This is a genomic window from Granulicella sp. L60 (assembly GCF_009765825.1).
Taxonomy (GTDB): domain Bacteria; phylum Acidobacteriota; class Terriglobia; order Terriglobales; family Acidobacteriaceae; genus Edaphobacter.
Map to the genome: position 1 here is coordinate 1,596,821 of NZ_LMUR01000018.1, position 20,992 is coordinate 1,617,812.

11 protein-coding genes are annotated in these 20,992 nt (G+C 58.0%); 6 read left to right on the forward strand and 5 right to left on the reverse strand.

Annotation, left to right across the window (positions count from 1 at the left end):
- Window positions 1-117: 117 nt before the first annotated feature.
- The 5 genes from GSQ82_RS16945 to GSQ82_RS16965 form a co-directional block, all read right to left on the reverse strand.
- Window positions 118-1,563: an NCS1 family nucleobase:cation symporter-1 gene (locus GSQ82_RS16945; protein ID WP_158793355.1), complete on the reverse strand. Its 1,446-nt coding sequence runs from the start codon at window positions 1,561-1,563 to the stop codon at window positions 118-120.
- Window positions 1,554-2,957: a dihydropyrimidinase gene (gene hydA / locus GSQ82_RS16950; protein WP_158793356.1), complete on the reverse strand. Its 1,404-nt coding sequence runs from the start codon at window positions 2,955-2,957 to the stop codon at window positions 1,554-1,556. Before hydA ends, GSQ82_RS16945 begins: the two co-directional genes overlap by 10 nt.
- A gap of 64 nt (window positions 2,958-3,021) precedes the next feature.
- Window positions 3,022-4,446, reverse strand: coding sequence for an NAD-dependent dihydropyrimidine dehydrogenase subunit PreA (gene preA, locus GSQ82_RS16955; RefSeq protein WP_158793357.1), 1,425 nt, complete (start codon window positions 4,444-4,446; stop codon window positions 3,022-3,024).
- Window positions 4,433-5,791 carry an FAD-dependent oxidoreductase gene (locus tag GSQ82_RS16960; protein ID WP_158793358.1) on the reverse strand — a complete coding sequence of 453 codons (1,359 nt, stop codon included), beginning with the start codon at window positions 5,789-5,791 and terminating at the stop codon, window positions 4,433-4,435. Before GSQ82_RS16960 ends, preA begins: the two co-directional genes overlap by 14 nt.
- A gap of 232 nt (window positions 5,792-6,023) precedes the next feature.
- On the reverse strand, window positions 6,024-7,277 hold the full coding sequence (locus GSQ82_RS16965) for a Zn-dependent hydrolase (protein WP_158793359.1): 1,254 nt from the start codon (window positions 7,275-7,277) through the stop codon (window positions 6,024-6,026).
- Between the two features lie 405 nt (window positions 7,278-7,682).
- Between GSQ82_RS16965 and GSQ82_RS16970 the strand changes: the two genes are divergently transcribed.
- The 6 genes from GSQ82_RS16970 to GSQ82_RS16995 all read left to right on the forward strand — a co-directional run bounded on the left by GSQ82_RS16970 (window position 7,683) and on the right by GSQ82_RS16995 (window position 20,564).
- The gene (locus tag GSQ82_RS16970; RefSeq protein ID WP_158793360.1) at window positions 7,683-11,063 is read left to right on the forward strand and encodes a carboxypeptidase-like regulatory domain-containing protein; all 3,381 of its coding nucleotides are present in this window, start codon (window positions 7,683-7,685) and stop codon (window positions 11,061-11,063) included.
- Between the two features lie 188 nt (window positions 11,064-11,251).
- Complete coding sequence (locus tag GSQ82_RS16975; protein ID WP_254061701.1) at window positions 11,252-12,565, forward strand: ectonucleotide pyrophosphatase/phosphodiesterase; 1,314 nt, start codon at window positions 11,252-11,254, stop codon at window positions 12,563-12,565.
- Window positions 12,566-12,661: 96 nt separating this feature from the next.
- Window positions 12,662-15,964, forward strand: a complete 3,303-nt coding sequence (locus tag GSQ82_RS16980; protein WP_158793362.1) for a glycoside hydrolase family 38 C-terminal domain-containing protein — start codon at window positions 12,662-12,664, stop codon at window positions 15,962-15,964.
- A gap of 68 nt (window positions 15,965-16,032) precedes the next feature.
- A complete protein-coding gene (locus tag GSQ82_RS16985) occupies window positions 16,033-18,255 on the forward strand; it encodes a penicillin acylase family protein (RefSeq protein ID WP_158793363.1) in 2,223 nt (740 codons plus the stop codon).
- 9 nt (window positions 18,256-18,264) lie between these two features.
- Entirely contained in the window at window positions 18,265-19,806 is a 1,542-nt protein-coding gene (locus GSQ82_RS16990) for a glycosyltransferase family 39 protein (RefSeq protein ID WP_158793364.1), read from the forward strand.
- 110 nt (window positions 19,807-19,916) lie between these two features.
- Complete coding sequence (locus GSQ82_RS16995; protein WP_158793365.1) at window positions 19,917-20,564, forward strand: GntR family transcriptional regulator; 648 nt, start codon at window positions 19,917-19,919, stop codon at window positions 20,562-20,564.
- Window positions 20,565-20,992: the final 428 nt, after the last annotated feature.

A 20,992-nucleotide genomic window follows, 5' to 3' on the forward strand; every position in this document is an offset into this window, starting at 1 on the left:
AAATCTCCTATGAAGTTGCACTTCAACAATGGTCATCCATTATTAAATCAATCGCTTCTAGTAACCTTCGCGAGCTACATCTCTCCGACAGTTTGATCAATCAGTCGCATCACGAAGTTAGGTCCGTCCGACCCTGTATCTCAGCATGAGGATGTAGTAGGTGGCAGCTGCAACAAAAAAGCCAACAAACCATGCGTAGTCGTAAAGGAATCGCAGAGCCGACACCGCAAGACCGATCAACGCAATCACCACGCCCCCCACAAGCGCGACGATCGCTCGCGGGTTGACTCCTCGTGTGTACTCGTAAGTGCCTCCCCGGCGATACAGCGAGACCGTATCCAGGCGGGTGTCGCGAATCAGAAAGTAGTCTGCGACCATAATCCCGGCCACAGGGCCCAGTAATCCGGAGTATCCAATCAGCCATCCGAAGATATAGCTTCCAAAGCTATCCATCAGCTTCCACGGCATCATCGCGAGCCCAAGAAATCCAGTAATCAGGCCACCAGTACGAAAGCTGATCAAGCCAGGAGCAAGATTCGAGAAATCATTCGAGGGTGATACTACATTCGCCCCAATATTCACATTGAGCGTCGCAATCAATAACGCTACCAGCGCCAGTAACGCAGCCATCGGCTGGTGAAATCGCCCCAGCAGTGTAATCGGAGACCATACCGGCTCGCCAAAGATCGTGACCGAAGCAGAAGTGCAGGCGATCCCAATAAACGAGTACAGGGTCATTGCGATCGGAAGGCCAAACGCCTGCCCCACGATCTGCGAGTCCTGCGACTTGGCATAGCGCGTGAAGTCCGGAATATTCAGCGAGAGCGTCGCCCAATAACCCACCATGGCTGTGAGCGAAGGAAAGAAAAAGTGAAAAAAACTTCCCGTCGTCTGAAAGCGGCTGGGTGCAGCCAGCATCGGCCCGAAACCTCCCGCCTTATGCAGCATCCAAAATAAAAGGATCAGCGACATCACGAGCATAAACGGCGCAGAAAAACTCTGTAGAAAACGTATCGATTCCACGCCGCGCCACACAACGCACATATTCAATAACCAGAATCCGAGAAAACTTACCCACAGCACGACCGGCATGTGCACCGTCGCAGGCCACAAAACGCCGATCATCGCAGCGATCGCTTGTCCACCCAGCCAGGACTGAATTCCAAACCATCCGCACGCCACAATCGCACGCAACATCGCTGGAAGGTTCGCGCCCCGCGTCCCAAAACTCGCACGCACAAACACGGGAAAGGGAATCCCATATTTAGCGCCAGCGTGCGCATTCAAAAGCATTGGCGCGAGCACGATCAGATTCCCCAGCAAGATGGTGAAGACTGCCTGCTTCCAGTTCATGCCACCCGCAATCAGCGAAGAGGCGAGCATGTAAGTCGTCACTTCCATCGACATCGAGAACCACAGCGCAATGTAGTTGTATGTTCCCCAGGTCCGGTGCGCCGCCGTCGTAGGTGCCAGGTCGTCGTTATAGAGACGCGGGTCATGCTCCGCTGCAATCTCTCCCGCTGCCCTATCGAGACCCGCCGATGTCGATGACCCTACTGCCATGCCCCTCCTCTCGCCTCTCGCCGCAGATACTGCCCTCTCCCAATCCCGCCTATATACCGGCCGCCCTCTACGACGAGTTCACCTCGCGAATAAACCAGGCGCGCATTGCCCTTCACCTGCCAACCTTCGAACATGGAATAGTCGCAACGCATGTGATGGGTTGACGCGGAGATCAGATGTTGCGCCTCAGGGTCCCAAATCACAATGTCTGCATCGGATCCGACAGCGATCGTCCCCTTCTTTGGATACATGCCAAATATCCGCGCCGGAGCGGTCGAAGTGATCTCGACGAATCTTTGCAGCGAGATCTTCCCCGCATTCACGCCGAAGTGATAAAGCAACTGCAAACGATTCTCTACGCCCGGAGCGCCATTCGGAATCTTGGTGAAGTCATCCTTGCCCGCCTGTTTCTGGTCGGCAAAACAGAATGGACAATGATCCGTAGAGACCACCTGCAGATGATCGTGGACAAGTCCATCCCACAGCTTCGGCTGATTCTTCTTTTCACGCAGTGGAGGAGAAAAAACGTACTTCGCCTCCTCAAAACTCTTCCCCGGCATCTGGTCTTCAATCGACAGCAGAAGATACTGCGGACACGTCTCTGCAAATGCAGGCACCCCTCGATCGCGCGCCTCGCGTACCTGGTTAAGTGCATCTTCACTCGACAGATGGACGATGTATACCGGCACGCCTGCAATCTCCGCGAGCGCGATTGAACGGTTCACCGCCTCTGCCTCAGCCTTCGTCGGCCGTGTTAGCGCATGGTAGACGGGAGCCGTCTTTCCATCGGCCAATGCCTGTTGCACAATCACATCGATGGCGCTTCCATTTTCGGCATGCATGCAGATCAGCGCGCCATTCTTCGCGGTCTGCTGTAGCGCCTTGAAGATCGTTCCGTCATCTACCATCAGCACATTCGGATATGCCATAAATAACTTGAAGCTGGCGACACCCTCTCGAACCATATCGTCCATGTCGTTCAAGCCCTGCCTGCCGTTATCCGATCCCAGGTCCGTCACAATCATGTGCAGGCCGTAGTCGATGCACGCCTTCCCCTCAGCTTTTGCTCGCCAGATATCCAACGCATCCCGCATGCGCGAACCCTTAGTTTGAATCGCAAAGTCGACAATGGTCGTAGTCCCACCAATTGCCGCCGCTCGCGTGCCCGTCAGAAAATCATCCGCAGACATCGTGCCGCCAAAAGGCATGTCCATATGGGTATGCGCATCGATGCCGCCCGGCATAACTAAGAGGCCGGAGGCATCCACCACAGTGTGGCCCATAGGATCAATCATTGCGCGCACCTCTCGTATAGTGCTGCCCTCAATTAGTACATCCGCGTTCTCCATGCGATCGGCGGTGACAACGGTTCCGTTTTGAATCAGAGTTCCCATGATTGCTCCCGGCTCATCAACATTGGAGTAGCTGCATCACGACCGCTCACGACACCCCGCGATATCAAGTGTTCGTATTCATCACTTCACGCCCTCCAGGTGGCGTCGCCCCCTTTGCGCCACGCTCCTCCCAGCTCTCTGCCGGCAGACTACTATCGATACGCTCCATCGTGATGCAGCCCTCTACGGGGCACACAAGCGAGCAAAGATTGCAGCCAACACAATGATGTTCATCCACGCGCGGAATTCGCTCGAGTGGAGTGACCGCAGTATCACCATCCAAGGTGCCTGCATCAAGCTTCGGAATCGGCGTCGTCGAAATCTTTCGTGCGGCCTCCGCCTCTACCATCGCCGGCGTTCTCGTCGTATCTGGAATCGCCGCGGCGCGATCTAGATGAATGCATTGATGTGCCCCATCCCAGCAGGCGGTGTAACAGAGCTGGCAACCGATGCACAGGTCTTCGTGGATACGAGCAATGATCTGATAGTTCAGATTCAACTTCTTCCACTCAACGACATTCGGTAACGACAGACCGCGAAAATCTTCGATCGTCCTGTATCCCTTATCCTCCATCCACGACAGCAACCCATCCTGCATATCTTCGACGATGCGATAGCCGTAGTGCATCGCAGCCGTACACACCTGCACAGTCCCGCACCCCAGCAAAATAAACTCGGCAGCGTCACGCCAACTCCCAATGCCGCCAATCCCAGACAGCGGCAAAGCACTCTCGGGATCCGCTTGCACCTGCTGCACCATGTTCAACGCAATCGGCTTCACCGCAGGTCCGCAGTATCCGCCATGCGAACTCTTACCATCAACGTTCGGATTAGGTTGAAGCGTATCTAAATCGATCCCCGTAATCGAATTGATCGTATTAATCGCAGACAGAGCATCGGCTCCCCCACGTTTAGCTGCTCTTGCAGGCATGCGTATGTCAGATATGTTCGGCGTCAGCTTCACAATCACCGGCGTCCGCGCCCTCTCTTTCGCCCACGAAGTGATCTGCTCGCAGTACTCCGGCACCTGCCCCACCGCCGAGCCCATGCCGCGCTCGCTCATTCCATGCGGACAGCCAAAGTTCAACTCCAGCCCATCCGCTCCAGCATCCTCCGCACGTTGCACCATCTCGTGCCACGTCTCCCGCTTGCTCTCCACCATCAGCGAAGCGATGACCACATGTTTCGGATATCTTCGCTTCACTTCGGCGATCTCCCGCAGGTTCACCTCGATCGGCCGGTCGGAGATAAGCTCGATATTATTGAAGCCCATCATGCGCCGTCCCTCCCAGTCAATAGAGGAGTAGCGTGAACTGACGTTGGTGATCGGCTCGCCAATCGTCTTCCACACCGCGCCGCCCCAGCCCGCATCGAACGCCCGCATAATCTGTTCCCCGCAGTTCGTCGGCGGAGCCGAGGCAAGCCAGAACGGATTGATGCAAGGTATCCCGCAGAACGTAGTCTCCAAGGTCGACTTAAGCGATGACATGATGTGCCTCCAGCCAGGCAGCAATCCCTATGCCAGCACGCTTACCATCCGCGACAGCATCCACAACCTCGCGGCCACCGTTCGTGCAATCGCCTCCCGCGAAAAATTTAGGATGTGTCGTCTGTCCAGTCATACGATCAACAACAACGCGCCCGCGTTCAAGCTGCACCTTCCCTGATTTACTTCGGAACTCATCAAGAAAAGCCGTGTATGTCGATTGCCCGATCGATAAGACGATCAAATCTGCTTCCACGCAGAACGCCGAATCAGTTTGCGCAACAATCGACCCATCCTCCGTGGCCTCAAGTCTTATCAACTCCACCCCCTCCACGGATCTGTCGCCGAGAATCTCGGTCGGCTGTGTGTGCCACAGAAACTTAACTCCCTCGGCTCGCGCATGTTCGTACTCGAACTTGAATGCAGACATCTGCTCCGGTCCACGTCGATACACAATCTGCACCTCTTCTGCTCCAAGCCGACGTGCAGCGATTGCAGCGTCGATCGCAGTATTTCCCGCCCCAATGACCACCACACGACGAGGAACCATCGTAATCTTCCCCGACTTATACCCAGCGATCAGATCGAGCGCATTCGTTACTCCACCCAGTTCCTCGCCGCCGATTCCAAGTCGATGAATCGCGCCCATCCCCATACCCAGAAAGACCGCATCATAGGTGTGCTCGATCTCAGCAAGCTTCTCCGCATCGATCATCGTCTCAAAGTAAAACTGCACTCCCAGCTGCGCAAGCATCTCGATCTCGCGCAGACTCTCCACCAGCGGCAGCTTGTATTCGGCAACTCCGTATGTATTCAGTCCACCCGGCAGCGGTCGAGCGTCATATAGATCGGCATGGATACCACGACGTCGAAGTTCCGCAGCACAGGCAAGCGATGCAGGTCCTGCACCAACCAGCCCAACCTTGAGCCCTGTGTCTGCCCCAGGCTCGAACGGCAACGGAGCGCCACTCTTATGCAGAGCATCCATCGCAAAGCGCTGCAGTCGCCCAATCTCAATCGGCTGTTTATTGTAGCGATGCATAACGCATGCGCCCTCGCACAGTACCTCCACAGGACAAGCACGCGAACAGCTAGCTCCAAGAATGTTCGCATCGAGGATAGTTCGCGCAGATCCCTTCAGGTTGCCGCTGGCGATCTTCTTAATGAAGCTGGGCACGTCAATATGGGTAGGGCAAGCGCCAGTGCATGGAGCATCGAAGCAGTAAAGACAACGATTCGCCTCAACGACAGCCGCTTGTCTATCGAACGACGGATGCAGATCGCCAAAACGCTCAATCACCTCTGGTGGTATGGCACTCTGCTGAAAAAAGGGAATCCGCTCGCTCATTAGAACGCTCCCTTGTACGCAAAGAGACGGCACCCATGAAAGCAAAGCTCCATATCGCAAAACTTCGCGACACTAAACGCAGTGCAACACAAACTGCCTTGAACCAATAGCCGGTGCATCACGGAAGACGACATGATCCTCCTTGCGGTCTCGTTCTACTGTCATGAAACAGGAATGACTATTATGCACTATCTCCGATAATGGCTAGCCTAACGGTGCCGCCTCATTCTTACTAGCCTGCTGCCATCTCTGTCATAAGCCACTTCGCTGTCTTACGGGCAAGTCTGTCAAATCCCTCCACTGCGAGCTTCAGATCCTGCACTCTCGTATCCTCTGCTTTGTTATGACTAAGTCCGTTGAGCGACTGGACAAACATCATGACAGTCGGAATATTCGCACGTGCAACCTCTGCAGCATCGTGCAACGGACCAGAGGGCAGCTTATGCGACGTTCCAGCCGTCTCACGAATCGCCTCATCGCATAGTGCGATCAAGTGGCTATGAAATGGAATTGGTTCAATACTCCAGATCTTCGTCCATGCAACCGTGCAACCCTCTTCCGCGGCAAAGCGTTCACTCGCTGCCTTCGCCTCCACAAACATCGACTCGAGGACGCCAGCCTCAAGGTCGCGCATATCCAGCGTCGTCTCGCACCGTCCCACCACCGCTGTCACAATCCCAGGAAAAGTTTTTACGCTTCCCATCGTCGCCACGGCGTCAGCATGCTTCCGCGCAATCGCTCGAATCTCGAGTGCCAGCTTTGCCGCCGCCGCCAACGCATCCCTGCGCGCACCCATCGGAGTCGATCCTGAATGCGCCTCCTGCCCATGAAAGACGATCGCGTGTCGCTCGACTCCTTTAGTTCCCAGCACCACGCCAAGCGGAAGGCCCATCGTCTCAAGCACTGGCCCCTGTTCAATATGTAACTCCAGATAGGCCCCCGCGTTCCTCTGTTCCGCAGCCGCATCGCCGACTCGCTCCACATCGACCCAGCATTCATGCAAAGCATCCTCCAGGCGAACTCCATCTCTGTCGACGCGCTTGCGATCTGCTTCAATCGTCTGCGTTCCTGCAAATGCGGAAGATCCAAACAAGCTCCGCCCAAATCGCGCTCCTTCTTCGTCCGCCCAGTCCACCAGTCGAATTGTGATCGGAGGCCTGCCATGGAACTCCTCCGCAAATCCACGCAGTACCTCAAGACCGGCGAGAACTCCCAGGCACCCGTCCAGCCATCCCCCATTCGGAACCGAATCGAGATGGCTGCCAAGAACAAGAGCGCGATCCGAATCTCCGCGAAGCGTCGTCCAGGAGTTTCCCGCAGCATCATAGTGATGCTCTACCGGAAACTCCTCCAATTTGTGCCGAAACCAGTTACGTGATTTTAGCCACATAGGACTCCACGCAATCCGCTGCGCCCCACCTGTGTCTGCGGTTAGTGAGCGAAGCTCCTGCAAGTCAGAGATAACCCTGAGCGAATCCACCGCCATCTGTCTCCTCCTGAAGATGAAAGATTACTCCTCTAGCCACACCAGCATATGAGAGTGCAGTATCCAGGATTCGTCACGAGCCAAAATCACACGTCGTGCAGACCTGAAATACACGCCAAATCTCCTGCCCGAATCTGTTCATATCTATTTCATCTGGAGGATCTACTTTAGATTCATCCGCCAGAATGCGCGATACACTAGAGGCACAGAACTTCATGCATATCGCTGGAACCGGCGCTTGCCGGTAGAACCGATCATGCAGAGCAAAAGTTCTGTTCATAAAACATCAATGAAGTATCACCGCGCATCGAACGCGGCGACCAAACATAGGTAGTTCACGCGAACAATTGAATCTGTAACGGATCTCATGCGTTTTGTGGACGTCACCCATTTGAGGAGAACAGAATGACAAACATATTGAGTAAGATCGCGCTGCTTGCCACCGTGCTCTGCCTGTGTGTCGGCCCAATGCTTGCGCAGTCAAGCACGCAGGGCGCCATCGGCGGAACAGTATTCGACACAACCGATGCGATCGTCTCGAAGGCCACCGTAACCATCCACAACAATGGCACCAACGCCGAGATTACCCTAACCGCAGATGACAGCGGCTACTTTAAAGCTCCCCTTCTGGAGCCCGGCACTTACACCGTTACAGTATCGGCTGGAGGCTTCAGCCAATACAAGGCAGAGAATGTCATCGTGCAGGTTGGTCAACTTTCTACCGTGGCGCCTCGTCTCGCCGCAGGCGGAGCAGCGCAGATAGTAGAAGTAACAGCGGATACACCGATCCTGAACTTCGAATCCCCGGATCTGTCCTCTGTTCTCAACAAAAGTGCTTTGGACAACCTTCCAGTCAACAACCGCCGCTGGTCAAGCCTTGCCATGACCACCCCTGGCGTTGTATCGGACTCGAACGGCTTCGGTCTGGTAAGTATCCGTGGCATCAGCCCGATCCTCAACAACATCGAAATTGATGGTGCCGACGACAACCAGGCCTACTACGCAGAAGAGCGCGGACGCACGCGCGAGGCGTATTCCACCTCTGAGAACGCAGTCCGCGAGTTTGCAGTCAACTCCGGTGTCTATGCGGCAGAATATGGCCGAGCAGCCGGAGGAGTCATCAACTCCGTCACGCGAAGCGGCACCAATCAGCTCCACGGCGAGCTGTACTTCTACGACCGGCAAAGCAACTGGGCCGCGTTCAACGACTTCTCCACCATCACCACCCCGGTCTTCGCGAACGGCGCGACCATACCCACAAGCTTCCTCACCACCCCGCTCAAACCAAAAGATCTGCGCAAGATCTATGGCTTCACCGTAGGCGGCGCGCTCATCAAGGACAAGCTGTTCTGGATCTACACCTACGATCAGCACTCCCGCATCTTCCCTGGCTCTGCAGTCCCGAACAAGCCAAGCGCCTTCTTCGCGCAGCCGGATACGACCCTGGCGTCCATCGTGGGCAATCCTACCTGTAACCTGGCCAACGGCTTCCTCTCAGGCAGCGCTTCGACCAACTCCAACTACACTCTCGACAGCCAGACTTGCACCTTGGCCGCCCGCCAGGGGATTAGCTATGCAGCCGCGGCATCCGCCTACACAAACGGCATTCTCGGTCTCTTGTCAGACCTCGGAACCGTTCCTCGCGCCGGTTATCAGGAGATCAACACTCCGAAGATCGACTATCAGATCACCCCGAAAGAGCACGTCAGCGTCCTCTACCACCGGCTTCGTTGGGACTCACCCGGGGGCGTTCAAACCACCCCCACAGACAACTATGCCGTCGACACCTGGGGCAACGACTTCGTTAAGCTGGACTACGGTGTCACCAAGCTCACCAGCCTCATCAAGTCGAATATAAGTAACGAGCTGCTCTACCAGTATGGCCGGGAGTTGAACGACGAGAGTCAGCAGCCCTACAGCGCCTACACGCTCGGCAACCTTGTCGGCGCAGGCGGCAATGTTCCCGAGATCGCACTGGCCACATCGTCCGCGTTCTTCCTGGGTTCTCCGTACTACTCCTATCGCAAAGCTCTTCCAGACGAACGGAAGTGGCAGATCGGAGACACCCTCTACTACAGCAAGGGCAACCACAGCTTCAAGTTCGGTGTCGACACGGTCCATAACAACGACCTCATCAATAACACCTACGAAAGCAACGGCTACATTACCTACGGCTACGTCAGCAACTACATCAACGATCTGTTGAACTCAAAGGATGGTAAGGGCAATACATGTAACAGCAGTGCTCTTTCCGCGGCGACCAGCAGTGCTACCGGCGTCGGCGCCTTTCCCTGCTATTCCTCGTTCGTTCAGGGCTTCGGGTCGCCTGTCTTTGCGATCAACACCTTTGACTACGGCGTCTTCGCCCAGGACAACTGGAAGCTCACCCCACGCCTGACGCTGCAACTTGGCGTTCGATACGACTACGAAGCTCTCCCCTCCACGGTCGCGAACCTCACGTCTGCAACTGCAAACTTCACTCCGTATCCTGGGCTTACGAATAATCCAAGCGACAAGAACAACGTCGGCCCCCGTCTCGGCTTCTCGTACGACCTCTACGGCACCGGCAAAACCGTGCTGCGCGGCGGCTACGGCATGTACTACGGACGCATCACCAACGGTGTTCTCCTGAACGTGCTCCTGGATACTGGCAGCCCGAACGGACAGTACACCACCACCTACAAGCCAAACGCGGCAGGCGCACCCCAGTTCCCAAATATCGTCGGTTCTACCGGCGCTGCTCCTACGCCAAGCTCCTACTATCTCGCTTCCAATCTGCAGAACCCGATGGTGCACGAGTTCGATCTGCAGATCCAGCAGGATCTCGGCAGGAACACCGTCTTTCAGGTCTATTACATGGGTGCGTTGGGCAGGGAACTGCCGAACTTCCTCGACCTGAACCTGAACCCCGTAACGACGCCTGTAACCATCACCGCCATCGATCCTTCCAACAAAGGACCGTTGCGGAACGGTGCCTCCTTCATAGTTCCAACCTACAGCAGTTACGGCAACACCGCTCTGTTCGGCGCTGTAGCTACGAAGTATCAGGCAATCACCGAAGTGACCAGCAACATCAACTCGAGCTACCACGCCGTTGTATTTGAGATCAAAAACAACACCTTCCGCAGCATCCAGTTCGACGCCAACTACACCTGGTCTCACGCTCTGGACTACGCGCAGAATGCGACGACCACAGTCTCCGGGAATAACTGGTACGACCCCTACGGGAATCCCCGTGCCAACTACGGCAACTCCGCCTACAACGTACCTAACCGCTTCGTTGGATATGCTCTCTACAGCTTCCCCAATCTAAGTCGCGATAGCTGGCTGAAGTATCTGATCAATGACTGGAAGCTCGATAACTCCTTCCAGATGCAGAATGGCCTACCCTACACGGAGACCGTCTCTGGCTTCGCAGGCAACGCCGTTCTGAGCGATTGGAATGGAGCCTCCGGTTCGACCTACATCCCGCAGGTCGGACGCAACACCTTCCAATATCCAAGAAAGATCGTCGACGATCTTCGTTTGGAGAAGCAGTTTGCTATCACTGAGAGATATCGCCTTCAGCTGATAGCGAACGCCTTCAACATCGCCAACCATCAGAACGTCGACGGCATCAGCACAACCGGCTACCAACTCCAGTCCACCGGCACAACAACCGGCACTGCGACCTATCAGTACGGTCAAACTGGTACAACCGCCTTCGGTGCAGTTACCAGCTCGAACAATAGTGGTTTCCTGTACACACCAAGACAGTTGGAACTCGCAGCCAAATTCTCCTTCTAACCATTTCACTGAAACCAAAAGGCGGCAGCTTCGGCTGTCGCCTTTTTTTGCTCTGCACCTAATGCTGCATCTGACACATAGCCTGGTTCCAGCTCACAAATAAAAGATTATGCAGACGCTGCGTCTATGCCTTTCATAAACCCGTCTAATCTCCAGGCTCGCCAATGCAATCTACCAAGGAGCATTCTTTGTCCGTCCGGCATCTCATCTCGGCCTCATGCCTTTGCGCCGCTCTCTTCATCCCACATGCCGTGACATCCCAGTCCACTCCGCCGCCAGATCCCGACACCGCAAAGATCGTCGATGTCGGCGGCCCTCCTAACTCGGCGCTACAGCAGAAGAAGCACTACGTCGTGCTCGTATCGCTCGATGGCTTCCGTTACAACTACCCGCAGGAGTGGGGCGCGCCAAACATAGCTAACCTCGCAAGCACCGGAGCCACCGCCACCGAAGGCATGCTCCCGTCCTATCCCTCCGTCACCTTCCCCAATCACTTCACAATCATCACCGGCCTCTACCCAGAGCATCACGGCCTTGTGGGCAACACCTTCTACGACCCTGCACGCAACGCCAGCTACTCTTACAAAGACACGAAGACCAATCTAGACGGCACCTGGTACAGCGGAACCCCGCTCTGGTCGCTCGCCGAAGAGCAGGGAATGCGCGCCGCATCCTTCTTCTGGCCAGGATCTGAGGCGATGATCGCCGGTGAGCGTCCCGATGAGTACGTCCACTTCGACGACAAGTTCGATGACGAAAAACGAATCGACCAGGTCATCGCATGGCTCAAGCTCCCCCCGACGGAGCGCCCGCACTTCATCACCCTCTACTACAGCAACACCGATCACGCCGGACACAACTACGGCCCCGACTCCGATGAGGAAAAGGAGCAGGTCCACCACGTCGACACCCTCATGGGCGATCTCAAGCAGAAGCTCGATGCCACCCATCTGCCCATCGACCTCATCATCCTCGCCGATCACGGCATGATCAAAGTACAAGGCGACTGGATCACACTCGATGCCTACGCCGACCTCTCGCACTTCAAGACCGACGGAGCCTTTCTCTATCCCGAGACCGCCGCCGACGCCGCCAAAGCCTACGAGAGCTTTCGAGCCCACCCCGATCCACGCTTCACCGTCTACCGCCGCGCCGATGTGCCTTCCTATCTCCACTTCAACGAAAACCCGCGCGAGGGCGACCCGGTCATCGTGCCCAACGGTCCCTACATCTTCCGCGCCCACGATAACTCCCGCAAACCTCCCGTCGGTGAGCACGGATACGACGTGACCCGCATGCCCGAGATGAAAGCCCTCTTCGTAGTCAACGGCCCCGACATACGCCCCGGAACGAAGCTGCCAAGCTTCCCTAACGTCGATGTCTACGACTTCATCGCTCAGTTGCTCGGCCTCACTCCCGCACCGAACGATGGCGAGATAAAGCCGCTCCTGCCCGCTCTCAAACGACCCAGCACGCGACCCTCCGCCCTGGTATCGAAGTAGTCTTCTGGCAATCGAAGCACGTCGTCTTCCCGCATGGGTCGTTCAACGATAGGCTAATGCATTAGCATTGGAGACGATCAGAGTCAGGGAGAGATTATGTCGCAAGAAGTTGGCAGCTCGTTCAGGTCTTACGTTTGGAAAGCCGTATGGTTATCATCCGTTCTCTCCTCGCCTCTGCTGGCTCAGCCAGTCCCCTCCCCGACCGGCCAACTCTCCCTACAGTCCCAAGCAGTCCTCAGCCGGCTCGACGATCTGCGAATTCTCCCCGCTGGCCAATGGAAGTACAGCTCCTCCGACGCGCCGCACGCCGAAGAGATCAACTTCGACGACTCAGCGTGGGCAGTAGCTCCGATCCAAAAACGACTCCCCAGCGAGACGGAGTGGTTTCGCCGCACCATCGAGGTGCCGAAGAACTTCCACGGTTACAATCTCACCGGCTCCAGAATCTCATTTCAGTTTAAAGTTGGAGCCGACGGCCCCGTCACCGAGATCATCTATCTCAACGGCCGTCGTGCCGCCATGGGCGAAGACCTTGAATCCATCGTCCTCTTCGACGACGCCAAACCCGGCGAAAAAATCGTGGTCGCCGTCAAACTTCTTCCCACCGCCGGCACCCGAGAGATCTCTCGAATCACACTCAATGTAGAGCCCGCAACCAACCGTCCCAACCCAGAGCAGTTTCGCAAGCAAGCCGCCTCCGCCGCGGAGCTTCTGCCACTCCTGGCTCCCAGCCGCTTCAGCGAGCTGGACCACGACCTCGAACTCGTCGACCTCCACGCGCTAGACTCCGGCGACCAGACAGCCTTCGACGCCTCTCTCAATCGTGCGCAGACCGCTCTCCAGACCCTCCAGCCCGTGCTGCATCAGATGTCGATCGACATGGTCGGCAACTCCCATATCGACGCAGCATGGCTCTGGCCCTGGACCGAATCCGTCGATGCCGTCAAGCGCACCTACTCCACCGCGCTCCAACTCATGCGCGAGTACCCGGACTACAAGTTCACGCAATCGGCCGCCGCCTACAACGATTGGCTGACAGAGAAGTATCCCGCCATCAACGACGACATCAAGAAACGTGTAGACGAAGGCCGCTGGGAACTCGTCGGTGGCATGTGGGTCGAGCCCGATCTCAATCTTCCCGACGGAGAATCCCTCGTCCGTCAACTCCTTCTAGGAAAGCGCTTCTACGCGAAGGAGTACGGAAAAGACATCCGCATCGGCTGGAACCCAGACTCCTTCGGCTACAACTGGCAGCTCCCACAGATCTACAAGCGCTCCGGCGTCGACTACTTCGTTACGCAGAAGATGCACTGGAACGACACCCATCAGCTTCCCTTCAGCCTCTTCTGGTGGCAGTCTCCCGACGGCAGCAAAGTCCTCACCTACTTTCCCACCGACTACGTTCACACCGACCTCGACCCCGTCCGTGTCTCGCGTGACGCCGTCCATCAAGCCAAGCTCGCGCCCGGCCTCCGTGAATCGATGGATCTCTACGGCATAGGCGACCACGGCGGCGGCCCCACACGCATGGTCCTCGACGAAGGAGAAGCCTGGTCCAAACCCGGACAGGTCGCCCCCGCCATGCGCTTCACCCTCGCGCAGGACTTCTTCTCCAGCGTGGAAAAGAAGCTCGATCAGGACTCTCCCCGCTGGAACTACGCCTCGATCGCCGACGGTTACAAATCCCCATCCCTACCCTCCGAGGGCGCCATCCACGTCCCCACCTGGAACGACGAGCTCTACTTCGAATACCACCGCGGCATCTACACCACGCAAGCCGGGCATAAACGAAACATGCGCGAGAGCGAAGTCGTTACACTCGACGCCGAACGCTACGCCTCCTTCGCCTGGCTCCAGGGCAAAACCTACCCCGGCGACGATCTCACCGAAGCATGGAAGAAGATTACCTTCAACCAGTTTCACGATCTCGCAGCCGGCTCCGGCATCGCCACCATCTATAAAGAAGCCGAAGACGACTACCGCCAAGTCCGCCGCATCGCTGGCGGCATCAGCACCTCCTCACTTCAAGCCGTCGCCGCCAATATCAACACCGTCGTCCCCACCGGCGTCCCCGTCCTCGTCTTCAATCCCCTTGGCTGGCAGCGCTCCGGCCTCGTAGAGATAAACGTCCAACTCTCATCAAGGAGTCCCGCCGGAGTCGAAGTCCTCGACGCCAACAACTCGCTGCAGCCATCCCAAATCCTCGAGAGCGATCCTGCAAACCACACTTACAAGCTCCTGGTAGACGTGCACGACGTCCCCTCGCTCGGCTACAAACTCCTCCACGTCGCCGCCGGCCCCCGCCACGCCCCAACCGATCTCCATGCCCACAACCTCACACTCGAAAACCACAATCTCCGCGTCTCCATCGATCCATCCAACGGCTGCATCCAAAGCATCTTCCTCAAGCAATCCAGCTACGAGAGCCTCGCCCCCGGCGCCTGCGGCAACCAGCTCCAGACCTTCATCGACAAGCCCAAAGACTACGACGCCTGGAACATCGACCCCGGTACCCTCGACCACTTCACCACCATCACCTCCGTCGACTCCGTCAAACTCATCGAGTCCGGCGCACTCCGCAGCACCATCCGCATCCAGCGCACCTGGCAGAGCTCGAAGTTCACCCAGGACATCGTCCTCTACGCCGACTCCGACCAGGTAGAGATCAACAACATCGTCGACTGGCACGAGACCCACGTTCTGCTCAAAGCCGCCTTCCCCCTCGCCGCCTCCTCGCCCAACGCAACCTACGAGATCCCCTTCGGCACCATCCAGCGTCCGACCACACGCAACAACTCCTGGGAGACCGCCCGCTTCGAAGTCCCCGCCCAGCGCTGGGCCGATCTCGGCGACGCCCAGCACGGCTTCAGCCTCCTCAACAAAGCGAAGTACGGCTACGACGCCGCCGGCAACGTCCTTCGCCTCTCGCTCCTCCGCTCCACCACCTGGCCCGACCCCAACGCCGACCGCGGCATCCAGCGCTTCACGTACGCGCTCTATCCCCACACCGGCGACTGGAAGCACGCCCTCACCATCCATCGCGGCTACGAGCTCAACGACCCCATGACCGCCGTACAAGTCGCCTCACACACCGGCGCAATGCCGCAGAGCCTCTCCTTCGCCAGCATCCAGCCTGAGAACGTTATCATCTCCGCAGTCAAAAAAGCCGAAGACTCCAACGCCCTCCTCTTCCGCTTCTATGAGTGGGCGGGTCAACCCGCCACCGTGCATTTGCGCATACCCAACGGATCAACCACCGCCACGGCCACCAATCTCATGGAAAAAGCCGAAGCTCCAGCCGACCTCAAAGACGGTACGATCTCGCTCGACATCAAGCCATACGAGATCCTCACCGTTCGAGCCGACTACACACCAGCCGCGACGCCGACACACCCGTAAACTAAATTCATCGCAGACTGCGCAACCCAGTCGGCACCACTCCAGACCGTCCACGGAGAGAAGCAGCCATGAAGCCCCGCCGTTCCCTGCAGCCCTCTCTTCTTGCTCTTGCGATCCTCTGCTCCTCCGCGCCCCTGCTTCACGCAGCGAATAACTCCGAGCTCTCCCGCTGGCAACACGAATCCGCCAACGTCACCATCCTCCGCGACGACTGGGGCATCGCCCACATCCACGGCAAAACCGATGCCGACGCAGTCTTCGGCATGGAGTACGCTCAGGCCGAGGACGACTTCAACCGCATCGAAACCAACTACCTCAACGCAATGGGTCGACTCGCCGAGACCGAGGGCGAATCAAAGGTCTACCAAGACCTGCGCATGAAACTCTTCATCGATCCCGCCCAGCTCCAACAGCAATACGCCGCCAGCCCCGCCTGGCTACAAGCCCTGATGAACGCCTTCGCCGACGGCCTCAACTTCTACCTCTACAAACACCCCGCCGTAAAGCCCCGCGTCATCCGCCACTTCGAGCCGTGGATGGCGCTCTCCTTCACCGAGGGCAGCATCGGCGGCGACATCGAGCGCGTAAACCTCGCTCAACTCGAAGCCTTCTACAGCAATCCCCCCATCCTCGCCGCAGACAACTCCGCGGCGCCGCAAATCCAGACAGCCTTCGTCCACGACAGCGACCCACCCGAACCCACCGGCTCCAACGGCATGGCCATCGCCCCCTCCAACACCCGCGACCACCACGCCCTCCTGCTCATCAACCCCCACACCTCCTTCTTCTTCCGCTCCGAACTCCAGATGGTCAGCGACCAAGGCCTCGATGCCTACGGCGCCGTCACCTGGGGTCAGTTCTTCGTCTACCAGGGCTTCAACGAGCACGTCGGCTGGATGCACACCTCCAGCGGAGTCGACGCAGTCGACGAGTACCTCGAAGCCGTCGTCAAAAAAGGCGACAGCTTCTTCTACAAATACGGAGACGAACAGCGCCCCCTCACCTCCAAACAAATCACCGTACCCTACAAGACCGATCACGGCCCGGCCGAAAAAACCTTCACCGTCTTCTACACCTCTCACGGCCCCATCATCCGCAAAGAGAACGACCGATGGGTCAGCATCCAGCTCATGCAGGAGCCCATCAAAGCCCTCACCCAGTCCTACATCCGCACCAAGGCCAAGGACTACACCTCCTACCGGCAGACTCTTGAGCTCAAAGCAAACTCCTCCAACAACACCATCTTCGCCGACGTCGACGGCGACATCGCCTACTTCCACGGCAACTTCATCCCTCGCCGCAACACCCGCTTCGACTTCACCAAACCCGTAGACGGCAGCAACCCCGACACCGACTGGCACGGCCTCCTCAACATCGACGAGCTCCCCCAGCTTCACAACCCCGAGAGCGGCTGGCTCTACAACAGCAATAACTGGCCCTGGTCCGGCGCTGGCGCCAGCAGCCTCCGCAGCGAAGACTTCCCCGCCTACGTCGAAACCGGAACCGAAACCGCCCGCGGCCTCCACGCCGTCAGAGTCCTGCAGGACAAAAAAGACTTCACCCTCGACTCCCTCATCACCGCAGCCTACGACAGCTACCTCCCCTGGTTCGAGAAGACCATCCCCGCCCTCCTCAAAGCATGGGACGACCTTCCCGCTACCGATCCGCTCAAAGCAAAGCTCGCCGGCCAGATCGCCACCCTCCGCACCTGGGACACCCGCTGGAGCACCTCCTCCATCCCTACATCCCTCGCCGTCACCTGGGGCGAAGACATCCGCCGCCTCGAGTTCGACAACGCCAAAAAAGCAGGCGTCCTCGTAGAAAACTACATCGCCGCCAGCGTCCCTCGACAAGCCCTTCTCAACTCCCTGGTCACCTCCTCCGACCGCCTCACCGCCGACTTCGGCACATGGAAGACCCCATGGGGCGAGATCAATCGCTACCAGCGCATCACCGGAGACATCGTCCAGCCCTTCAACGACGCTGCCCCCAGCATCCCCGTCGGCTTCACCTCCTCGCTCTGGGGTTCGCTCGCCTCCTTCGGCGCACGCCCCTATCCCGGCACGAAGAAGTGGTACGGCACCAGCGGAAACAGCTTCGTCGCCGTCGTCGAGTTCGGCGACAAGGTCCGCGCCAAAGCCGTCACCGCAGGCGGCGAGAGCGGAGACCCATCCTCGCCTCACTTCAACGATCAGGCCCTGCGCTACAGTACCGGCAATCTCCGCGACGTCTACTTCTACCCCTCCGACCTCAAGGGCCACACCGCCCGCCAGTACCACCCCGGAAGCTGACCTCTCCTCATGCAACACTCGCCACCCAAAACCCGACTCCCATCCACCCCAGCCCACCGCCGAACCATCTCGACCCTCCTCGCGACCTCACTAGCCTGCGTCGTGCTCTTACCCCTCCTAGGCCATAAGTCCCTCACCAATTGGGACGAAGGCATCTACGCCGAGGTCTCCCGCGAGATGCTATCCGGCAACGCCCTCGTCCCCCACTGGAACTACCAACCCTGGTTCGAGAAGCCGCCGCTCATGCTCTGGATCACGGCCATCTTCTTCAAGCTCTTCGGTGTCACCGACTTCTGGGCTCGCGCCGGCTCTGCCCTCTCCGGCGTCGCCATCGTCGCCCTGCTTCACCACTGGCTCATCCGCCAGAAAGACACCTTAGCCGCCTGGATCAGCACGCTCCTTCTCCTCGGCACCTTCGGCTTCCTCCACGTCTGCCGCGTCGGCGAAACGGACGTCCTGCTCTCCCTCGGCTGCTGCATCGCCCTCTGCGGACTCACCGCCGTACAACAGCGCAACCTCAAAGGCTGGTATCTCCTCTGGGCCGGCCTCGCCATCGCCATCATGACCAAGGGCGCAGCCAGCCTCGTCCTCGTCCTCACCATCCCCGTCTTCATCGCCGTCGAATTAGCCGCCGAAAGAACTATCGATCGCCGAAACCCAATCCGCTTCGGCAAACACTTCTGGCAGGGACTCGCCCTCTTCCTCCTCGCCGTCCTTCCCTGGCACCTGTACCTCTTCCACCTCTACGGCGCAGCCTTCGTCTCCGAGTACCTCGGCTTCCACGTCCTCACCCGTGCCACCCACCAGATAGAAAACCACATCACCCACTGGTGGTTTTACCTCTGGGTAATCCTCATCTCCGCCGCACCCTTCGCTCTCCTATACCCCTTCGCCCTCTTCAACGGGCTCCGCCGCCGACAACTCCGCGCCTGGTCCATCTTCGCCATCATCACAATCACCCTCTTCTCCATCGCCCAAACCCGCCTGCCCCACTACATCGCCCCCGCCTACCCCGCCCTCGCACTCCTCACTGCCGTCTACCTCTCGGACCAACTCCGCCAACTCCAGCACCGCCGCCCGCAATCCCCCACCACCTTCTGGACCACCACAGCCGTCGCCGCTCTCTTCCTCAGCATCGCCAGCGCCCTCCTCACCGCCCATCCCCGAAGCCACCTCCACGAAGCCCGCGTCGGCCCCAACATCGTCTCCGCCGAAAAGGAGTCCATCCAGCTCCTCCGCGCCGTCTCCCGCCAGCCGCAACCCACGTCCGGCCCCCTTCTCGTCTGGTGGGAGGGCGACGCCCGCTCCATCGCCACCAGCGTCTTCTACGCCCACCGCCCCGTCCAGCAAGTCCAGCCACAGCCCGTTCCCCTAGGCACACCCACCGACAAATACCTCTTCCAACCCCAAACCTTCGACGCCGCAGTCACCTCCACCCCCAGCCTCATCCTGCTCGACACCTACCTCGTCTCCCAGATCCCCGCAAACTTCACCTACCACCGCGTTCTCTCCGGCCGATCGATGGAGGTCGGCTACATCGCACGACGCTAACCAGGGCGCTCCCCGCAATCGAAACTTCGCCCTCCGCAACCCCGTCTCAGTAACCACGCGAGTTGGCTATAAACCGCATTCGTGTAAAATCCACGAGACCAACCCCAATCATGATCAAGCTGGCGAAAATACCAAATCTCACTGAACTCACCTATCGCAGCATTAAGCAAAATGTGCTGGACGGAACACTTGGCGAACTCTCTCGACTCACCGAAGAATCCCTCGCGACGCAGCTCGGAATCAGCAAATCCCCGGTCCGCGAGGCACTCAACCGCCTCGAAGCCGAGGGCCTCGTCTGCATCGAATCCCGCCGCGGCGCCTACGTCCGCCAGTTCTCCGCCAAGGAGATCCGCGACCTCTACGAACTCCGCGAGATGCTCGAGGTCCACTCCATCGACACCGCCACCATCACCCCCAAGCTCCTCAGCGACCTCTCCGCCAGCATCACCCGCACCAAGAAGCACCTCAAGCTCGGCAACAAGCTAGCCCACATCGAAGAGGATCTGCGCTTTCACGCCCTCATCACCGCCGCCACCGGCAACGCAGAGCTCTCCCGCGTCCTCGAAAACGTGCAGCAAAAGAGCCTGCTCTGCCGTTCCAAGTCATACGAGCTCTCCGCCACCACCGCTCCCGTTGCCCACATGAAGATCTTCCAGGCCCTCAAAGACGAAAATAAAAAGGAAGCACGCCTCGCCATGCGCGAACACATCGTCTTCGTTCGCGAGCGCCTGCTGGCAACCTTCAACCCCTCTAACTGATCGCTGCACACGTACCTCCCCACCTCCCGACGCAATCAGAAACTCTTCCCGCCACCACCACAACCGAGATGCACTCGTGAAGCCCTCCAGCGTCCCGAACACTGTCGACCCTCCTAAATTCCCTTTATGGGAACTCCGAAAGTTACGTGCAGTTTGTCGGACCAATCCCGCACCTCCGCCATCCTGAAACCCCATAAAACCGCCTGTCTATACAAGGGAACTCTCAAAAGCGCCTTGCCGCCACGAAAGTGGTCAGACCCCTTTACTAAAACGATCTAGTTCGCATTTTCCTCGCAAGAAATTGTTTGACAAGGCTCACCCCAATCCCGCAATATCCTCAGCCGGGAGAGATATACGTATCGTTCCCTATTCAAACGTTTTAACTCGGTGTGGGGTAAAGGCAAATCTCAGCCCAGCAAAGAATGGGC

What these genes read in the sequence shown, in the direction of transcription:
- GSQ82_RS16945 (WP_158793355.1), bottom strand. Translation starts at nt 1,563, where the DNA reads ATGGCAGTAGGGTCATCGACATCGGCGGGTCTCGATAGGGCAGCGGGA.
- hydA (WP_158793356.1), bottom strand. Translation starts at nt 2,957, where the DNA reads ATGGGAACTCTGATTCAAAACGGAACCGTTGTCACCGCCGATCGCATG.
- preA (WP_158793357.1), bottom strand. Translation starts at nt 4,446, where the DNA reads ATGTCATCGCTTAAGTCGACCTTGGAGACTACGTTCTGCGGGATACCT.
- GSQ82_RS16960 (WP_158793358.1), bottom strand. Translation starts at nt 5,791, where the DNA reads ATGAGCGAGCGGATTCCCTTTTTTCAGCAGAGTGCCATACCACCAGAG.
- GSQ82_RS16965 (WP_158793359.1), bottom strand. Translation starts at nt 7,277, where the DNA reads ATGGCGGTGGATTCGCTCAGGGTTATCTCTGACTTGCAGGAGCTTCGC.
- GSQ82_RS16970 (WP_158793360.1), top strand. Translation starts at nt 7,683, where the DNA reads ATGACAAACATATTGAGTAAGATCGCGCTGCTTGCCACCGTGCTCTGC.
- GSQ82_RS16980 (WP_158793362.1), top strand. Translation starts at nt 12,662, where the DNA reads ATGTCGCAAGAAGTTGGCAGCTCGTTCAGGTCTTACGTTTGGAAAGCC.
- GSQ82_RS16985 (WP_158793363.1), top strand. Translation starts at nt 16,033, where the DNA reads ATGAAGCCCCGCCGTTCCCTGCAGCCCTCTCTTCTTGCTCTTGCGATC.
- GSQ82_RS16990 (WP_158793364.1), top strand. Translation starts at nt 18,265, where the DNA reads ATGCAACACTCGCCACCCAAAACCCGACTCCCATCCACCCCAGCCCAC.
- GSQ82_RS16995 (WP_158793365.1), top strand. Translation starts at nt 19,917, where the DNA reads ATGATCAAGCTGGCGAAAATACCAAATCTCACTGAACTCACCTATCGC.